Genomic DNA, 18712 nt, shown 5'->3' with positions numbered 1-18712 from the left:
GTCAGAAACTTGTTTCCTTCACGAGGGCGGCGAGTTCACGCCAGGGCTCGATCGACCAGTAGCCGGAGGCCGCCCCGGAGGTGGACGGCAGGATGAAGACGCGGCTTCCTACAAGCAGGGACGGCTGGAGGCCATAGGCGAGCTTTAGTGCCCTCTCCTCCCCCAACACGGTCTGTGCGGCACGCTTGCCGTTGAATGCGATGATCGCCGGCGCGTGCTCGCGAATCTTGGCCAGGAAACCGGTTATGTCGAAGTGGTGCCGCAGCAATGCCGTGTCGGGGCCGGACGTCCGCTTGGCGACATCGGTGAAGCCGATGCCGTATCGCGGCAATCCCGGGAAATCCGCCGGGCCCAGGGGCTGAGGAATCAGCCCGGTCTCGAACAGGGTTTTCCAGAACTTGTTGCCGGGGCCGGCATAATAGGCGCCCCGCCGGGCGGAGACCGCTCCGGCCTGCGTGCCGCAGAAGACGACATGCAGGCCGGCGGTCAATACGTCCGGCAGGACGTCATCGCTCACTTGCCGGCGACGTACTTGGTCTCGACCAGCGTGGCGATATCGGGCTTGGCCTTGATCAGGCCGATCTCCAGCAGCAGCTCGGCGGCCTTGGTGGTGAAGGCCTGCCACTCGCCGTCGAAGAACTTCTTGTTGCCCTCGGCATCCGACCAGCGCAGGTAATTCGCCGACTTGCCGAACTGCTCGCCGGTCTGCTTCACATCGGCGCCCATGATGCCATAGGCCTTGGCCTGATCGGCCTTGATCAGCTCGAGCGCGTCGAAATAGCTCTTGGTCAGCGCCTTGGCGGCGGTGTCGTTCTCGGCCAGGAATTTCGGCGTGCAGCCGAAGGTGTCCATCACCATCGGGTAGTCGAGCGTGGTGGCGATGATCTTGCCGGCCTCGGGCTTCTCGCGCACGGCCGAGAGATAGGGCTCATAGGTCATGGCGGCGTCGTTCTGGCCGGCGATGAAGGCCTGCGCGGCCGGGCCGGGCTCCATGTTGACGACGCTGACATCCTTCACCGACATGCCGTTCTCCTTGAGGATCCAGGCGAGGGCAAAATAGGGCGAGGTGCCGGGTGCGGAGGCAGCGACCGTCTTGCCCTTGAGATCCTTGATCGAGGCGGTCGATCCGCGCACCGCCATACCGTCTGCGCCGTAGCTCTTGTCGAGCTGGAAGATCTGCTTGGTCTTGATGCCGGCGGCATCCCAGACGATCCAGGTCTCGACCGTGGTCGCAGCGCACTGAATGGCGCCGGAGGCCATGGCGAGATGGCGGTCCTTCTGCGGGATCTTCTGGATCGTCACATCGAGGCCGTTCTTGGCGAAGATGCCGGCTTCCTTGGCGAGCACCAGCGGCGCGAAGCCGGTCCAGCCGGAAATGCCGATGGCGACCTTGGTCTGCGCCTGCGCGCCGCCAGCGGCCATGAGAGCCGCAAGGCCGATCCCGGCCAGCATCCCGATACGCTTCAAACCAGTCATGACGAACCTTTCCCCACTTGTTCCCGCCTGCAGCGGACGCCCCGGCAAACGCAGCCCGATCGCGCCCATAAAGCAAGCTTCGTTCCAAATCACGTTAAATGCATATGCAAAGGGGTCAAGGCGGCGCGGCGTCAGATGAGCCGCTGATCACCACCGCTTGGGAAAGCAATGACATTCTCTTGTTTGACACCGAGGGAGCGATCCCTTCCCCTCGGCATGACAGGCGCCACGCGCCTTTGGCTATCAAAGAGGTCTCCCGGATGAATGGCGCCGACCGCCTGTGCGACACGCTGCTGGTCAACGATGTCGATGTCTGCTTCGCCAATCCCGGCACCTCCGAAATGCACTTCGTCGCGGCGCTCGACCGCAAGCCGCAGATGCGCTGCGTGCTCGGCCTGTTCGAGGGCGTCGTCACCGGCGCAGCCGACGGCTATGCCCGCATGGCCGATAAGCCGGCGGCGACGCTGCTGCATTGCGGCCCCGGCATGGCGAACGCGCTCGCCAACATGCACAATGCTAGGCGCGCCTATACGCCGATGATCAACGTGGTCGGCGACCACGCGACCTACCATCTCCAGCACGACGCGCCGCTGACCAGCGACATCGAGAGCCTGGCCCGGCCGATGTCGCAGTTCGTGCGCCGTATCGCCTCGCCCGAGGATGTCGGCCCGGCGATCGGCGAAGCCTACGCCGCCTCGCTGTCGCTGCCCGGCGTCACCACCGTGATCCTGCCGGCCGATTGCGCCTGGGGCAGCGTCGAGCCGGCGGAGCTGAAGCGCACGGCGGTACCGGCGCCCAGGCAGGTCGATCAAGTCCATATTCGCGAGGTCGCCGGCCTTTTGCGCAAGCACGGCTCGCGCGCTGCGATCATGCTGACCGGCTCGGCCCTGCGCGAGGGGCCGATGGCGATGGCCGCGCGCATCTGCGCCGCGACCGGCGCCCAGATCTTCTCGCAGATGTCGAACGGGCGGATCGAGCGCGGCGCCGGCCGCGTCGCCATCCCGAAGGTGTTCTATCCGATCGACATGGCGCTGCAGCAGCTCGCCAATATCGACCTGCTCGTCCTGATCGGCGCCAAGGTGCCGGTCGGCTTCTTCGCTTATCCGGGCAAGCCTGGCCGACTGGTGCACGAGACCTGCCAGGTCGAGCAATTGGCCGTGCCAGGCGACGATCTGCCGGGGACGATCGAGGCCCTGGCCGACGAACTCTCCGCCCGGGCGACGCCACCCGCCTTCATCGCTGCGCCGCAGGCAGTGGACGGCGCGCTGCCGACCGGCACGCTCGATGCCGACAAGGTCTGCGCCATCGTCACGCGGCTCCTGCCGGAGAACGCGATCATCTGCGACGAGTCGGTCTCATCGGGCCGCAGCTTCTATTACGACTGCCATGGCGCGCCGCAGCACGACTATATCCAGCTCACCGGCGGTTCGATCGGCGAAGGCATTCCGCTCTGCGTCGGCGCGGCTGTCGCCTGCCCGGACCGCAAGGTGATCGGCATGCAGGCCGACGGCTCCGGCATGTACACGGTGCAGGGCCTGTGGACGCAGGCGCGCGAGAACCTCGACGTCGTCACCGTGGTCTTCGCCAACCGGACCTATGCAATCCTGCACGGCGAGATGCGCAATGTCGGCGTCAACGATTTCGGCCGCAACGCCAAGCTGATGCTCAACATCGACGAGCCGTCGCTGGACTGGGTCTCGATGGCGAGGGGCATGGGCGTCGAGGCCGGCCGCGCCACGACGGCCGAGGAATTCGCCAGGCTGTTTCAGGGCGCGCTCGGCCGGAAGGGGCCATTCTTGATCGAGGCTGTGATCTGAGCGGGAGGGCGGCGCTTGCTGGAGCGCGGGCCTCCCGCGCCCTCAGGAACTCTGCCGCTTTTGGTGCTGCCAGCGACCGAAGAACCAGATCAGGCACAACCATTGAGCCGTGAAGGGTATCCATGCCGGAAGGCCTAGCGCCATACTCAGCACGAGCACTGCAAGGACTGTCGCGATTGTTCGCCAAAAGCCAGTCCAGAGACTGGGGATGTCCCAGAACCACGTGCTGATGGAATCCCAAAGACCGAGCATGCCCCTCGATACAGCGCTTCAGCGAAGGATCGATTAAGCTGATCCAAGAAAGTGCGGAGCAGCGGGCGTAGTTGGTCGGAAGGGCGGCAAGGCCGAGAATGAGGAGCGGTGGCCGGGCAGCCCATCAAGCAATCAGCCTTGCCAACTGTAACCCTGCACCACGCCATGGCGAATTCAGGTGCCGATGCTTATCTGGGCAGCAGCAAGGAGGTTTGACATGACGGAACGTGCTGTACTCGCAGGCGGTTGCTTCTGGGGCATGCAGGACCTGATCCGCAAGCTCCCCGGCGTCGAGACGACCCGGGTCGGCTACACCGGCGGCGACGTGAAGAACGCGACCTATCGCAATCACGGCACCCATGCCGAGGGCATCGAGATCGTCTTCGATCCCGCGAAGATCGGCTATCGCCAGTTGGTCGAGTTCTTCTTCCAGATCCATGACCCGACGACGCTGAACCGCCAAGGCAACGACCTCGGCACCAGCTATCGCTCGGGCATCTACTATGTCGACGACAGCCAGAAGAAGATCGCCGAGGAGGTGATCGCCGAGGTGAACGCGTCGGGCCGCTGGCCGGGCAAGGTGGTCACCGAGGTGAAGCCCGAGGGCGATTTCTGGGAGGCGGAGCCGGAGCACCAGGATTATCTCGAGCGCTATCCGGCCGGCTATACCTGCCACTGGGTCCGCCCGGACTGGGTGCTGCCGCGCCGCGAGGCGGCAGAGTAGCGGCAGGAGCCAAAGAAGAGCGGGCTGATGCCCGCTCTTTGATGAAACGAGGCCTCAGCGCGCCGGTTCGATCAGATCCCAGCGATTGCCGTAGAGGTCCTCGAAGACGGCGACGATGCCGTAGCCTTCTCGGCGCGGTGCCTCCAGGAAGCGCACGCCGCGCGCCAGCATGCAGGCATGATCGCGCGCGAAATCATCGGTTTCGAGGAACAGGAAGACGCGGCCGCCCGACTGACTGCCGATCTGCGCCTGCTGCTCGGCGGTCGCGGCCTGCGCCAGCAGTAGTGAAGCGCCCCTGCCTCCGGCGGGCGCGACGCGGACCCAGCGCTTCTCCGGATCGAGCGGAGTGTCCTCCAGAAGTTCGAAGCCGAGCGTCTCGACGAAAAAGGCAATCGCCTCATCATAGTCCCGCACCAGCAACGCGAGATGGGCGATCGCCTGCGGCACGCTCCTTAGTCCTTGAACCCACCCAGGAACGCATCCAGGCAATCGCCGATCGCCTCGATCGCGTAGCCGCCTTCCTGCACCACCAGCGTCGGCAGGCCGAGCGCCTTCACCCGCTCGCCGATCGTGCCGAAATCGACGGCCTCGAGCTTGAGCACCCCGATCGGATCGTCCTTGTGGGCATCGTAGCCGAGCGCGATCACCAGAGCTTCCGCGCCGAATTCGCGGATGGCGCGGCCGGCGCGATCGACCGCCGCTTCCATCTCGGCGCCGCCGGCGCCATGGGCGAGCGGCAGGTTGAGATTGAAGCCCTCGCCCGGCCCGCTGCCACGCTCGTCCGCATAGCCGGTGAAGAAGGGGTAATAGTCCACCGGATCGGCATGGACCGAAATCGTCAGCACGTCGTTGCGGCGATAGAAGATCTGCTGGGTGCCATCGCCGTGATGGGCATCGACGTCGAGGATCGCGACCTTGCCGAACTCGCTGCGCAGGCGCTGCGCCGCGATCGCGCTGTTGTTGAGATAGCAGAAGCCGGTCGCGCGGTCGGCGCGGGCATGATGGCCCGAAGGACGACAAAGCGAATAGACGGCACGCTCGCCGGCGAGGATCGCATCTGCGCCGGAAACGGCCGTCTCGGCCGAACGCAGGGTCGAGAGCCAGCAATGCTCGCCGACCGGCACCGAGAGATCGCCGAGATACCAGCCGAGCTGGCCCATGATCCCGGTCGGCCGGCAGGGCGGGCGGACATCCTCATCGGTACGGCCGCTCCAATAGGGAAAGGTGTTGGGCCAGGCCTCCGGCCCGCGCTCCGGCAAAGCGAGCCAGCGCTGCCACAGCCCCTCAAGAAAACGGACGAAGCCTTCGTCATGCACCGCGAGAATCGGCGCCGTGCCGTGCTCGGCCGAGCGCTCGGGCATGACGCCGTGCTTGGCGAGCGCGGCGAGCAGTCGCTCGGTCCGTTCCGGCAGGTCCTTCGGCGCCACGATCTTGCCGAAGCGCATATATTGCTGCGGGTCGTGCTTGGACTGGTCGGGATGATAGAAGGCGCGCATGCAAGGCTCCGGTCGCTAGATCATTTCCGCGTTTCTTCGAATCGCGGAAATGATCTAAGTCTCTGTCTTGTCGCATTTTCTTCACGCGAACCGGTGTCCACTTCGCTCGAAAATGCTCTAGAGCCGGCATAGCGCCACGAAAACCCTGCTGCGACCAGTGCGCCAGATCAGGCGGCGGCACTATCCCCGTGCATGGCGTCGCCCTTGGGCAGCAGGTCGGGCAATTGCAGCAGCCAGGGCACGCGGCCGGCAGGAGCAGGCCGGGCATAGCGATAACCTTGCGCGAAGCGGCAGCCCTGTTCCTTCAGGAAGGCCTCCTGCTCGGCGGTCTCGACCCCCTCGGCGATGACGTCGAGGCGCAGATCGGCGGCGAGCCGGAGCAGCGCCCGCACGATCGCCGCATCGCCGCCATTCTCGGTGACATGGCTGACGAAGCCGCGATCGATCTTGAGCGCATCGACCGGAAAGCGCTTGAGATGAGTGAGCGAGGCATAGCCGGTGCCGAAATCGTCGAGCGCGACGCGCAGGCCCGCGGCGCGCAGGGTCTTCAGCGTCCGCTCGGCCTCGTCGGCATTGCGGGTGAGCAGCACCGTCTCGGTGACCTCGACACCAAAATGCGCGGCCGGCACGCCGGCTGCCGCCAACTGCCCGAGCAGACGCTCCGGCAAAGCCGGATCGCGGAAGACGCTGGCGGCGAGGTTGACGCAGACATGGCCGACATCGAGCCCGGCATCGAGCCAGCGGCGCAGATCGCTCACTGTCGCTGCGATGATCGCATCGCTGATCCCGTTGGCAATCTCGGCGTCCTGGAAGCCCTCCTGGAAGGCGGCAGCGGGGATGATCCCGCGCTCTGAATGACGCCAGCGCGCCAGAGCCTCGAAGCCGACGATCCGGCCGGTGTCGACTGCGACCTGCGGCTGGTAGTAGGGCAGGATGCGCTCGTCCTTCAGCGCGCCGGCCAGCCCCTGGCAGACGGCGACGCGGCGCGCCATTGCGGCGCGCATCGCCGGCTCGTAGACGATCGCCATGTTGCGGCCATTGGCCTTGGCCCGGTAGAGCGCGAGATCGGCGTCCTTCATCAGTTCGACGCCGTCGCGATCATGCTCGGGCGCAAGCGCGATGCCGAGGCTCGCCCGCGTCGCGATCATCTGCCCGGCATGCTCGCAGGGGTGGCGCAGCACGTCGATCAGCGCCTCGCCCCGCGTCAGCGCTTCAAATCCTGTCAGCCTCTGCGTCGAGAGCACGACGAACTCGTCGCCGCCGAGCCGCGCAACGAGCTCATCCGGACCGATTACCGCAGCGAGCCGCTTCGCCGCCTCGATCAGCAGCGCGTCACCGGCGTCATGGCCGAGCGTGTCGTTGATCGACTTGAAGTCATCGAGATCGATCAGGAAGAGCGCGACCGCCCCGCCCTTGCTCGCCATTCGCGCCAGCGCCTGTTGCATCCGCTCGTTGAACAGCAAGCGGTTCGGCAGCCCGGTCAGCGCATCATGCGTCGCCTGGCGGCGGGTGCGGGCCTCGGCCGCCTTGCGGTCGGTGATATCGACGATCCCAGCGACGACCGCAGGCGTCTCGCCGACCGGCAGCGTCGTCGCGGTGATCAATACGTCGCGAACGGCGCCGCTGCCGTCGCGGACCTGCGCCTCATGCCCTTCGATCTGCTCGTGAGCGTTGAGCAGGCGCGCGATGACGCGGCGATTGCCGCCGTCGAGCAGGACGTCCTGGACCTGTGCCTGCGTGACCTCGTCGCCGAAATAGCGCTTGGCGGCATCATTGCCGCGCAGGAAACGGCCCTCGCCGCGCGAGGTGACGACGAGCGGGATCGGCACCGCCATGAAGATGCGCTCGATCATCGCCTGGCTGGCGCCGAGCTCGTCCTTCGCCTGGCGTTCGGCCTGGGTCGCGGCCCATTCGAGCCGGCGCAGGCGGTTGCCATGGACGACGACCAGCCCGAGCGCGAAATTGAGCATGACCAGGACGAGGATCAGGCCGGGTAGCGTCGAGGGCATCGGCCCGCGGCCGAGATAGCCGGCGAGCATCAGCGCGCTGCACCCCAGCCCCAACGCCATCGTCCATCGGAAAGCGGTCGGCGCGACCAGATAGAAGATCGAGGGCAGCATCAGCACGACGAAGAGTGCGAGATCGCTGCGCGACGACACCAGCAGCGCGACCATCAGCGCCGTCGAGACTTCCCAGAAGATCAGAACGCCTTGCGCCTGCGAGAAGCGCGTCGCCTTGCGCACCAGCGCGAAGCAGAGGAGCGAGGCGAACACGACCATGAGCCGCGCCGGCACGGCGACGAAGAAATGCGGCGTGCCGTGGAAGCGCCAGTCGCTCGCGAGGAAGAGCGTGTTGAGGACCGCCGAGATCAGGAAGATCAGCCGGCACTGGCGCAGCGTCTCGCCGAAGCGCGCATCGCGGAACGCCGCCTCGCGGACGGAATCCCGGAACTCGCCACCAAATCGAAACAGGCCGTCGCGCGTCATGCCGTACCCTTGTTCGGCACGAGTCAAGGGCAGGTTAAGGCGGGGCGGCGACCAACGCCTAAGGCGCGACCAGCGCCGAAAGCTCGCCGGCAAGTTGCGGGATGTCGAAACGCCCTTCGCGATACCAGTCGACCGAGCCGTTCATCGCCCCGAGCAGGAAAAGCCGCAGCCGTTCCGGCGCGATGCCGGGCGTGAGCGCGCCCGCCCCGGCGAGCTCCTCGACCAACTTTCGCCAGAGATCGTCATAGGCGCGGCGGGTGCTGCGCACGCTTTCCGGCGTCGGGTTCTCGCCGAAGCTGAAGACCTTGATGCTGGCGCTGGTGTAGTCGGAATGGCCGTGCAGGGCGGCAAGGTGCGCAGTGATCGCTGCCTTGAGCCGCTGACGCGGCGTCGCCTCGCCCGCAACCTCCAGGGCATGCAGCACCGCCTGATGAACCAGGCGGACGCCGTCATTGACGACCGCCTCGACGATCTCCTCCTTGGAACGGAAATGATGGTAGAGGCTGGCCTTGCGGATGCCGACCGCCTCGGCGATCTCGCGCAGGCTGGTCTGGTGATAGCCATTGCTGCGCAGCAGGCGCGCAGCATGGTCGAGGATCAGGCGGCGTGCGCCGCCCTCCAGCTCCGCCCTTTCCGCCCGTCCGGTCACGACCGTCACAGCCGCTTCGCCACCTCTTCGAGCATGACCTCGGTGGCGCCGCCGCCGATCGCCTGGACGCGGGCGTCGCGGGCCATGCGCTCGATCGCGCTCTCGCGCATGAAGCCCATGCCGCCATGAAACTGGACGCAGGCATACATGACTTCGTTGACCAGCTCGCCGCAATAGGCCTTGACCATCGAGACCTCGCGCGTCGCGTCGAAGCCCTTGGCGTCGAGCCAGGCGGCGTGGTGCACGAGCTGGCGGCCGGCCTCGACCTTGGCGGAAAGCATGGCGAGCTTCTGGCGGATCGCCTGCTTCTGCCAGAGCGGGGCGCCGAAGGCCGTGCGCGTGCGGACGTAGTCGACCGTCAACTCGATCGCCGCCTGCGCCTCGCCCATCGCCATCGCGCCGATCACGGTGCGCTCATTCTGGAAATTGCGCATGATCGCATAGAAGCCGCGGCCTTCGCCGCCGAGGAGGTTCTCCGCGGGAATTCGGCACTCCTCGAAGACGAGCTCGGCCGCATCGGAGGAGCGCCAGCCATGCTTGTCGAGGGCGCGGCTGACACGGAAGCCAGGCGTGCCCTTCTCGACCAGGAACATCGAGACCGACTGCGAGGGCTTGCCCGACGGATCGGTCTTGGCGGCGACGCAATAGAGATCGGCATGGACGCCGTTGGTGATGAACATCTTGGCGCCGTTCAGCACATAGGAATCGCCCTCACGCCGGGCTGTGGTGCGGATGCCCTTCACATCCGAGCCGGCATCGGGCTCGGTGACGGCGATGGCGCAGATCACCTTGCCGGCGACGATATCGGGCATCCAGCGATCGCGCTGTGCCTTGCTGCCTGCATTGAAGACATGGACCGAGGCCATGTCGGTATGGACCAGCGCGGTGATGGCGAAACCCGAGAAGGTCGAGCGGCCAAGCTCCTCGGCCAGCACCACGGTCGCGAGCGTGTCGAGCTCGGAGCCGCCATATTCGGCGGGGTAGCGGATGCCGAGGAAGCCGAGCTCGCCCATGCGGGCCAGCACCTGCCGCGGCACCATGCCGGCCTCCTCCCAGGCGAGCCCGTGCGGCTTGACCTCGTTCGTGACGAAGCGGCGCAACTGGTCGCGCAGCGCCTCGTGTTCCTCGCCGAAATAGGGCGAGCGCAGCGTGCCGCTGCCGACCGCATCGAAATCGTCCATCGCCGCCATCATCTCCGCTGCCTTCCGCATCAGCTTAACCTACCGCCCGGCAGGTAGGCAACTTTCTGCGCCGCACGTGAAAAGAGGGGCTGCGAGGCCCCTCTTCCTCCGCGCCGGGCGATCACCGGCTGGTCACATCCTGGGATCAGTTGCAGCCGCAGCCATGCCCGCCATTGCCGATCCCGATGCCGCCGCGGCCGACGCTGACCTTGTTGCCGTTGAGGATGCCGTTGCCGCTCAGCACCGAGACGTTGTTGAGCACCTTGACGTTGGAGACCGCGGTCGTGACCGAGGCCACCGTGGTGACCAGACCGCCGAGAAGGCCGCCACCTTTGCCGGAACCGCCATGACCGCCGGCGAAGGCGGGGCTGACCGAGAAGGCGGCGATCGAGGCAAGAACAAACGCGTATTTCATCTTTCTCTCCCTGCTTCCGCTTCGGGAATCGAAGCGATATACACGTTTTGGTTGTATTTATCTCTTGTTGCAATCTGAACGCATTGTTAACCATACTTGCTAGCGTTAATCGCGCAGCATCCGAATACAACCACGGCTATCGCGTAGATAAATATATATTACAGTAGATCTATTCTTATGATTACATTCGAAAACTTGCCTGTATTAACGAGACATTAGGCATGATCACCTATCCTCGACTGAGAGGGGTGATGTCCATGCGTCCTGTCAGTTCAGTCTTCGCGCTGTTTTGCGTCTTGATCAGTGTCGTCCCTGCCGCTGCTGGAGAGACCGCAGCCGAGACCTTGCTCTCAAATGCGGTGATCGGACTGCGTGGCGGCTTCGACTCCAGCCCGACCAACAGCAAGGGCGAGAAGGGCAGCCCGACGCTGACCGGCTTCGCGAGCTGGAACTATCTGCGCGGCACGGCGCAGGATGGCTACGGGCTCGACCTGCTGCTGGTCGATACCCAATACGATCCGCGCCAGCTCGCCGCCAGCCGCTCACATGCGCTGACGCTGAAGCACGTCACCGGAATCGGCGAGAACCTCACCCTGCAGTCCTCGCTCGCGATCGAGAACGAGCAGACCTGGTCACGACGGCGCAATGCGCTGACCTGGCGCGAACGGCTCAATCTCAGCCTCGGCTCCATCAGACTCTTCGCCAATGCCGAGGCCCGGCTTGCGGCGCTGAATGAGCGCAATGTCTTCGCCAATGGCGATTTCCTGCCGCAGGACGAGAATCTCGCCACGCTCGGCATCACGCCGGGCATCGCCTGGCGCCAGGGCGAGACCGAGATCGGCGTCTCCTTCACGACGTCGAGCACGCGCTTCACCAACGGTCTCGATTATCTCGGCATGCGCCGCGACAACTACCGGCTGCAGCCCAATCTGTTCGTCTCGACGGCGTTAAAGGGGGCGAGCTTCGAGGCCTCGCTCTCGCCGCTGCAGGTCATCTTCCCGGACAAGGAATTCGAGAACGAGAAGAAGCTGCTCTATACCGCCAAGCTCCGCGTTCCCTATGAATGGCTGACGCTCGACCTGTCATCGGGTCGCACTGTCGAGGACACCACCCTGCCCTTCGCGGTGATCAACCTCGTGACACAGCACGAGGGCAAGCTCACCGCCCGCTTCAACGACACCAATGCGCTGAGCCTGACGGTCCGGCAGAAGCTGGAGGATTATCTCGGGCTCGACGCGACGACACGGACGTCCAGCATCGGCCTCGACTATGCGCGCGGCCTCGGCAACGGCATGACCGCGACCGCCTCGGCGGCCTGGCGCAAGACCAAGGATACCGGGCTGGAGGCCGTGCCGGCCTTCGTCGTCCAGCTCGGCCTGCAGAAGCAATTCGACTTCAGCGAGCCGGGCAAGGCGGCGAAGAAGGGCGGGTGAAACGCTTGCGGCGCGCCCGAGGCGCGCCGCAGCCGTCTATCGAAACTGGGCTTGATCAGGCCAGCTTGCCGCCGACCGCCTTCTCCAGGATCGCCCAGGCCTCGTCGCCGTATTTGCCCTTCCACTCGCCGTAGAAGCCGGCCTTCTGCAGCGCGGCGCGGAATTCGTCCGCCTTGGTCTGGTTGATGACCATGCCCTTCGAGGTCAGCTCGGCCTGCAGACCGGCATTGAGCTTGGCGACGTCGGCGCGCTCCAGCAAAGCGGCGGCGTCGATGTTCTTGGCGACGATCGTCCGCAGGTCCTGCGGCAGCCGCTCCCAGGCGCGGCGATTGGCCAGGAACCAGAAGCCGTCCCACATGTGGTTGGTCAGCGAGAGGTACTTCTGCACCTCGAACAGCTTGGCGGTCGCGATAATCGCGAGCGGGTTCTCCTGGCCGTCGACGATCTTGGTCTGCAGGGCGGTGTAGACCTCGGCGAAGTTGATGCTGGCCGGGGCCGAGTCGAAGGCCTTGAACATCGAGGTCCAGAGCGGCGAGACCGGCACGCGGATCTTGAAGCCCTTGAGGTCGGCCGGGCTGGCGATCGGGCCCTTGGACGAGGTCATCTGGCGAAAGCCGTTATCCCAGATCTTGTCGAGGACGTGCAGGTTGGCCTTGGCGATCTGGCCACGGACGTAAGTCCCGAGCTCGCCGTCCATCGCCTTCCAGACGGAGTCATAGTCCGGGAAGGCGAAGCCGATGCCGCTGACCGAAGCGTTCGGCACCAGCGTCGACAGGATCAGCGGCGACAGCGTGAAGAACTCGACGCCGCCGGAGCGGACCTGGTTCAGCATGTCGGTGTCGGAGCCGAGCTGGTTGTTCGGGAAGATCTGGATGACGACGCGGCCATTGGTCTCGGCCTTGATCTTCTCCATCGCCTCGGCGGCGCGCACGTTCATCGGATGCGCCAGCGGCAGGTTGTTGGCGTATTTGTAGGTGAACTCCGGCGTCTGGGCGCGGGCGACCGAGAAGGTGCCGACCGTGGCGGCGGCGGTCGCGCCCTGCAGGATCGTGCGGCGTGAGATGGACATGGTCTTTCCTCCGAGGGCGTTTGTTATCGGCGATCAGGTTTCGTCGTCATTGCGAGCAAAGCGAAGCAATCTATAAGGTCTCGCGCAATCCTCCTGGATTGCTTCGTCGGCAGGGCCTCCTCGCAATGACGGCATGACGAGGCGTGCAGCATCGCGATCACAGGAACATCGTCGAGAAGGACGGGACATAGGCGATGATCGCGAGACCGGCGAGCAGCGCGACGAGATAAGGCCAGATCGCGCCCATCGCCTCATCCGGTTCGACATTGCCGATCTTGCAGGCGATGTAGAAGCCGATGCCGATCGGTGGCGTCATCAGGCCGATATTCATCGCGGTGACCACCACCATCGAATAGTGGATGTCGTTGATGCCGAGGCTCTTGGCGATCGGGAACATCAGCGGCGCCATCAGCACGATCGCCGGCAGGCCCTCGAGCACGCAGCCGAGGATCATGAAGACCACGACCGTCACCGCCATGAAGCTGATCCAGCCGCCGGGCAGATGCGACATCGCGGTGGCGAGGTCTCGGGCGAAGCCGGTCTGGGTCAGCGCCCAGGCCATCGCCGAGGCAGTGCCCAAGATCATCAGGATCGCGCCCGAGAGCGCCGCGGTCTCGACCAGCATGCCGTAGAAGGTGCGCCAGCTGATGCCGCCATAGAGGACAGCGCCGACGATCAGCGCGTAGAGCACGGCGATGGTCGAGACCTCGGTCGCGGTGGCGACGCCGCCGCCCACCGCGCTGCGGATCAGGAAGGGCAGGACGAGCGCGGGTGCCGCGATTAGCGCCGTCTTCCAGATCGTCGCGAACGGGGCGCGGCGCACGCCCTTCAGCATCTCGCCGCGGGCCTTCCAGCGCGCCAGGATCGCGAGCACCAGCAGCAGCACGGTCGCGACGACGAGGCCATTGGTGAAGAGCCCGGCAATCGAGACGCCGGCGACCGAGCCGAGCACGATCAGCACGATCGAGGGCGGCACGGTCTCGGCCATGGCGGCGCCGGTCGAAAGCAGCGCGATCAGTTCCTTGGGCTGGTAGCCGCGCCGCTTCATCTCCGGGAACAGGGCCGGCGCCACCGTCGCCATGTCGGAGACCTTGGAGCCGGAGATGCCCGAGACCAGGAAGAGCGAGCCGAGCAGCACATAGGACATGCCGGCGCGGACATGGCCCAGCAGCGAGGCGAGGAAGTCGACGATCGCCTTGCCCATGCCGGTGGAGTCGAGCACGCAGCCTAGCAGCACGAAGATCGGCACCGAGAGCAGGATCAGGCTCGACATGCCCTCGTCCATGCGCCCGATCATCACGAAGATCGGCACGCTGGTGCTGAAGGAGAGGAAGCAGAGCGCGCCCAATCCGAAGCAGAAGGCGATCGGCACGCCGGCAACGAGGCAGAGGCCGACGACGCCGAGCAGGAAGATGGCAATGTTGACGTAGCCCAGCGTCTTGAACACTGGCGTCAGCAGGAAGAAGGCAGCCGCGACGAGGCCGATCACCACGGCTGCGATGACGAGGTCGCGCGGGGTGCAGGTCCTGACGGCATAGGTCAGCACCAGCGCCAGCATTGCGACAATGCCGAAGGCGATGGCCGAGACGCGATAGCTCGAGGGAATGTTGAGCGCCGCCGAGGTGACGTAGGATTCCTCGATGACATACTCGATCGCCGGCCAGGTCATCACCGCGAGGAAGGTCGCGACCGCGAGCAGGCCAAAGGCGTGGGCCAGGCCGCGCAGACGCTCCGGCAGCATGCCGACGAAGAGCGTCAGGCGCAGATGCTCGTTGCGGTCGATCGCGATCGCAGCGCCGAGCATGGCAAGCCAGAGGAAGCAGATCGAGGCGGCCTCATCGATCCAGACCACCGGGATCGACAGGAGATAGCGCGAGGTCACCCCGGCGAGCAGCAAGGTGACGATGGCGACGAGCAGCAATGCGGCGACGACTTCGAGCGGGCGCACCAGCGCCGAGCCGACACGCTTGGGGGCGTGGTCGAGGCTCTCCAGAACCGCGGCGACGCCATCGCTAGAATTTGCGCTGGCATGCGCGCCTGCGGCTGCGCTTGTGCTTGCTTCGGCCATCAGGGCCGCTCCTCCCATCCACCCGCTGATTTGGCGGGTCCATATTATGGCGATTTAGCTCGCTCGTTCGGGCTGGAACATACACGGATCGACTGCTGTTGCAATCGCCGGCCCTGCCATCTACACCTTTAAAGCAGATAAGAGGTCCGCATCATGGACCCAAAACGGCAGAGGACATGCAGCCCGAGATCATGCCGACGCCCGATCTGTCAGGCTCGCAAAGCGTCGACCGCGCCTTGCGACTGCTGGCGCTCGTCGGCCGCGAGAGCGCATCCGGCCTACCTCTTAGCGAGATCGTTGGGGAGAGCGGGCTGAACAAGCCAACCGTCCGGCGCCTATTGCTGGCGCTGATGCGGGCCGGCCTGGTCGAGCAGGAAGCGCGCACGCGGCGCTACCATCTCGGCGAGGAGGCCTTCGTGCTCGGCCTGCTCTCGGGCCAGCGCCATGGCCTGCTCGACCTCGCCATGGCGAGCCTGCATGCGCTCTCGGACACGACGCAAGACACCAGCTTCTTCTCGATCCGGCGTGACCGCTTCGCCATCTGCCTGCATCGCGAGGAAGGCACCTGGCCGGTGCGCACCCACGCTTTGCAGGCCGGCGACCAGCACCCGCTCGGCGTCGGCGCCGGCTCGCTCGCCATGCTGGCGCTGATGCCGGACACCGAATCCACGGCAATGATCGAGGCCAACCGCACCGTGCTTGCGGCACGCTATCCGGCCTATTCGCCGGCGCAGCTGATCACCGACATCTCCCTCGCCAGGGCGCAGGGCTTCGCGCTCAATCCCGGCCGGATCGTCGCCAACTCCTGGGGCATCGGCGTCGGCGTGCGCTACCCCGACGGGCGCGTCGCCGGGGCACTGAGCATCGCTGCGATCGACTCGCGCATGCAGCCGCAGCGGCAGGAGGAGCTCGCCGCCCTGCTGCGTCACGAGGCGCGGCAGATCGAGACCAGGATCGCCGCCATGCTCGGCCGGCGGCAGGGCAAGCCGGCGCAAGACGAGATCAGGACAGCGGAGACGACGCCATGACGACGAGCGCAGCGAAGACCGGCCCGGCGGGCGGGCTGACGCCCGTCACGACGCGGGTGATGAACCTCGCGCATTTCCTGACGCGCAATGCCCGCCGCTTCGGCGACCGGCCCGGGCTGATCTGGGGCGAGCGGCAATGGACGTGGAGGCAGCTCGATGCGGCGACGCATGCGCTCTGCGATGCGCTGGCCACGCGCGGCATCGGCAAGGGCGACCGCATCCTCGTCCACTCGAAGAATTGCGACGAGATGTTCGTCTCGATGTTCGCCGCCTTTCGGCTGGGCGCAGTCTGGGTGCCGACCAATTTCCGGCTGATGCCGGACGAGGTCGCCTACCTCGCAGTCTCCTCGGGCGCCACGGGCTTCCTCTGCCATGGCGACTTCCCCGACCATGCCGCAGCGGTCGCCAAGGAGAGCAAGGCGCTCGCGTTCACCTGGCGGATCGGCGCCGGTAGCTTCGGCGAGACATCGCTGACCGAGGCGATCGCAGCGCACCAGGGCAGCCGCGCCCCCGACGCCGTCGTCGACCGCGACGACCCTTGCTGGTTCTTCTTCACCTCCGGTACGACCGGCCGCTCCAAGGCCGCCGTGCTGACCCATGGCCAGATGGGCTTCGTTATCACCAACCATCTCGCCGATCTCGTGCCGGGCTCGACAGAACGGGACGCTTCGCTGGTCGTCGCACCGCTCTCGCATGGCGCCGGCGTGCACCAGCTCGTGCTCTCGGCTCGCGGCGCGCCTTCGATCCTGCTGCCGACCGAGCGTTTCGACATCGACGAGGCCTTTCGGCTGATCGCGAAATACCGGGTCACCAACATCTTCACCGTGCCGACCATCCTGAAGATGCTGGTCGAGCATCCGGCCGTCGACCAGCACGATCACTCCTCGCTGCGCCATGTCATCTATGCCGGCGCGCCGATGTATCGCGAGGACCAGAAGACGGCGCTGGCCAAGCTCGGCAAGGTGCTGGTCCAGTATTTCGGGCTCGGCGAGGTCACCGGCAACATCACGGTGCTGCCGACCTATCTGCACGAGGAGGAAGACGGTCCGGCGGCGCGGATCGGCAGCTGCGGCGTCGAGCGCACCGGCATCCAGGTCTCGATCCAGAACGACGAGGGCGTCGAGCTGAAACCCTTCGAGACCGGCGAGATCTGCGTGATCGGCCCGGCTGTCTTCGCCGGCTATTACGAGAACCCGGAAGCCAATGCGAAATCCTTCCGCAATGGCTGGTTCCGCACCGGCGATCTCGGCCATATGGACGAAGAGGGCTTTGTCTACATCACCGGCCGCGCCTCGGACATGTACATCTCCGGCGGCTCGAACATCTATCCGCGCGAGATCGAGGAGAAGATCCTGACCCATCCGGCGATCGCGGAAGCCGCCGTGCTCGGCGTGCCCGATGCGGTCTGGGGCGAGATCGGCATCGCCGTCTGCGTTGCGCGCAGCCACGTCGACGAGAGCGAGCTGGCGAGCTACCTCGCCGAGAAGATCCCGCGCTACAAGATGCCGAAGCGGTTCTTCTTTTTCGAGGAACTGCCGAAATCCGGCTATGGCAAGGTGCCAAAGCGCCTCGTCCGCGACGAGCTGGAGAAGCGCGGCCTGCTCGATTTCGTCCGCGCGCCGGGAGCCTCGGCGTGAGGACGATCCAGCAGCCTGGTCCCGCCGAGCCGGAGCGCATCCAGTGGATCGAGGCGCGCGGCCGCAAGCTCACGCTGGAACTGAAACCCGGCCTGCTGCTCGACGCGATCGCCGAGGCCTTCGCGGCGCAGGGCTTCTCCAGCGGCGTGCTGCGCCTGCCGGCCGGGCTCAGCCTCGCCCCCTTCGCCTATGTCATGCCGGCGCTGTCGCAGACACCGGAGCATGCCGCCTTCTACAGCGAGACCTTCAGGCCTGACGGCGTGACCCGGATCGAAACGGGCGCGCTGACCTTCGGCGAACGCGACGGCGCCCCGTTCTTCCATGGCCATGCGCTCTGGCGCGAGGCGGACGGCCGGAACAATGGCGGCCATATGCTGCCGGACCAGAGCTTCCTGGCCGAGCCGATCAGCGTCGATGCGGTCGGCTTGGATGGCGCCGGCTTCGTCGCCGGCCATGACCCGGAGACCAATTTCAAGCTGTTCATGCCGGCACAGCGGCCGAGCAACGGCGCGGATGCGAACGGACGCTTCTTCGTGCTGCGGCTGCGGCCGAACCGTGACGTCTTCACCGCGCTGGAAACTTTCTGCGCCGAGCGCGGCATCGCTCATGCCGTCATCCATGGCGGCGTCGGCTCGACCATCGGCGCGCGCTTTGCCGACGGTCGCTCGGTCGAACCCTTCGCCACCGAGATCGCGATCACGGCCGGCCATGTCGGGCCCGGCGCCGACGGCAGGCCGGAAGCAGCGCTCGCCATCGCCCTGGTCGACTATACCGGCGGGATGGCCCAGGGCGCTCTCAAGCGCGGCGACAATCCGGTGCTGATGACGCTGGAACTGGTGCTGGAGGCGCAGTAGCGGCCTCCTTTCCTCGGGAGAGCGGCGATGCAGCCCGATCGCTTCGGGCCTCGCGAGACCGAATCTCCCTGCTGGACATGACGACCCGCCGGGCCGAGCTTGTAGTCTCATTCCAACTGAGCTCCGC

Annotated in this window: 16 protein-coding genes; 6 read left to right on the top strand and 10 right to left on the bottom strand. The window is 66.0% G+C overall.

From position 1 onward, the window contains the following. Position 1: 1 nt before the first annotated feature. Complete coding sequence (locus AC3WLC_RS11625; RefSeq protein ID WP_493684079.1) at positions 2-517, bottom strand: mismatch-specific DNA-glycosylase; 516 nt, start codon at positions 515-517, stop codon at positions 2-4. Continuing rightward, complete coding sequence (locus AC3WLC_RS11620) at positions 514-1452, bottom strand: ABC transporter substrate-binding protein (protein WP_493684545.1); 939 nt, start codon at positions 1450-1452, stop codon at positions 514-516. The genes AC3WLC_RS11625 and AC3WLC_RS11620 overlap by 4 nt, the downstream gene beginning before the upstream one ends. A gap of 284 nt (positions 1453-1736) precedes the next feature. Here AC3WLC_RS11620 and AC3WLC_RS11615 point away from each other — a divergent pair, with 284 nt between their 5' ends. Next, positions 1737-3293 (top strand): acetolactate synthase large subunit, encoded by a 1557-nt coding sequence (locus AC3WLC_RS11615; RefSeq protein ID WP_493684078.1) that lies wholly within the window; start codon positions 1737-1739, stop codon positions 3291-3293. A 469-nt stretch (positions 3294-3762) separates the two neighbouring features. After that, a complete protein-coding gene (gene msrA, locus AC3WLC_RS11610; protein ID WP_137881363.1) occupies positions 3763-4269 on the top strand; it encodes a peptide-methionine (S)-S-oxide reductase MsrA in 507 nt (168 codons plus the stop codon). Positions 4270-4323: 54 nt separating this feature from the next. On the opposite strand, the gene AC3WLC_RS11605 is transcribed toward msrA, so the two are convergent. The 6 genes from AC3WLC_RS11605 to AC3WLC_RS11580 form a co-directional block, all read right to left on the bottom strand. Then, positions 4324-4716, bottom strand: coding sequence for a VOC family protein (locus AC3WLC_RS11605; RefSeq protein WP_493684077.1), 393 nt, complete (start codon positions 4714-4716; stop codon positions 4324-4326). Between the two features lie 5 nt (positions 4717-4721). After that, a complete protein-coding gene (locus AC3WLC_RS11600) occupies positions 4722-5765 on the bottom strand; it encodes a histone deacetylase family protein (RefSeq protein WP_493684076.1) in 1044 nt (347 codons plus the stop codon). A gap of 167 nt (positions 5766-5932) precedes the next feature. Then, entirely contained in the window at positions 5933-8251 is a 2319-nt protein-coding gene (locus AC3WLC_RS11595) for a putative bifunctional diguanylate cyclase/phosphodiesterase (protein ID WP_493684075.1), read from the bottom strand. A gap of 58 nt (positions 8252-8309) precedes the next feature. Further along, a complete protein-coding gene (locus AC3WLC_RS11590; protein WP_493684074.1) occupies positions 8310-8909 on the bottom strand; it encodes a TetR/AcrR family transcriptional regulator in 600 nt (199 codons plus the stop codon). Further along, positions 8906-10111: an acyl-CoA dehydrogenase family protein gene (locus AC3WLC_RS11585; protein WP_493684073.1), complete on the bottom strand. Its 1206-nt coding sequence runs from the start codon at positions 10109-10111 to the stop codon at positions 8906-8908. Before AC3WLC_RS11585 ends, AC3WLC_RS11590 begins: the two co-directional genes overlap by 4 nt. 115 nt (positions 10112-10226) lie before the next feature. Next, positions 10227-10496, bottom strand: a complete 270-nt coding sequence (locus AC3WLC_RS11580) for a hypothetical protein (RefSeq protein ID WP_346363153.1) — start codon at positions 10494-10496, stop codon at positions 10227-10229. A gap of 251 nt (positions 10497-10747) precedes the next feature. Between AC3WLC_RS11580 and AC3WLC_RS11575 the strand changes: the two genes are divergently transcribed. After that, positions 10748-11929 carry a hypothetical protein gene (locus tag AC3WLC_RS11575; protein ID WP_493684072.1) on the top strand — a complete coding sequence of 394 codons (1182 nt, stop codon included), beginning with the start codon at positions 10748-10750 and terminating at the stop codon, positions 11927-11929. Positions 11930-11984: 55 nt separating this feature from the next. Here the strand turns inward: AC3WLC_RS11575 and AC3WLC_RS11570 are convergent, their stop codons facing one another. Further along, positions 11985-12998, bottom strand: a complete 1014-nt coding sequence (locus AC3WLC_RS11570; RefSeq protein WP_493684071.1) for a TRAP transporter substrate-binding protein — start codon at positions 12996-12998, stop codon at positions 11985-11987. Between the two features lie 157 nt (positions 12999-13155). Then, positions 13156-15066, bottom strand: coding sequence for a TRAP transporter large permease (locus AC3WLC_RS11565; RefSeq protein ID WP_493684070.1), 1911 nt, complete (start codon positions 15064-15066; stop codon positions 13156-13158). A 176-nt stretch (positions 15067-15242) separates the two neighbouring features. Between AC3WLC_RS11565 and AC3WLC_RS11560 the strand changes: the two genes are divergently transcribed. From AC3WLC_RS11560 to AC3WLC_RS11550, 3 genes are read left to right on the top strand one after another with little or no spacing between them, the layout of a single operon-like run. Beyond that, positions 15243-16094: an IclR family transcriptional regulator gene (locus AC3WLC_RS11560; protein ID WP_493684069.1), complete on the top strand. Its 852-nt coding sequence runs from the start codon at positions 15243-15245 to the stop codon at positions 16092-16094. Then, positions 16091-17731: an acyl-CoA synthetase gene (locus AC3WLC_RS11555; RefSeq protein WP_493684068.1), complete on the top strand. Its 1641-nt coding sequence runs from the start codon at positions 16091-16093 to the stop codon at positions 17729-17731. Before AC3WLC_RS11560 ends, AC3WLC_RS11555 begins: the two co-directional genes overlap by 4 nt. Beyond that, on the top strand, positions 17728-18585 hold the full coding sequence (locus tag AC3WLC_RS11550) for a PCC domain-containing protein (RefSeq protein ID WP_493684067.1): 858 nt from the start codon (positions 17728-17730) through the stop codon (positions 18583-18585). Before AC3WLC_RS11555 ends, AC3WLC_RS11550 begins: the two co-directional genes overlap by 4 nt. The last annotated feature ends 127 nt before the right edge of the window (positions 18586-18712 follow it).

It is taken from the genome of Allobosea sp. GW821-FHT03A12 (assembly GCF_058986765.1).
The sequence above is the reverse complement of the archived record's forward strand: the minus strand, read 5'-3'. Positions and strand labels throughout refer to the sequence as shown.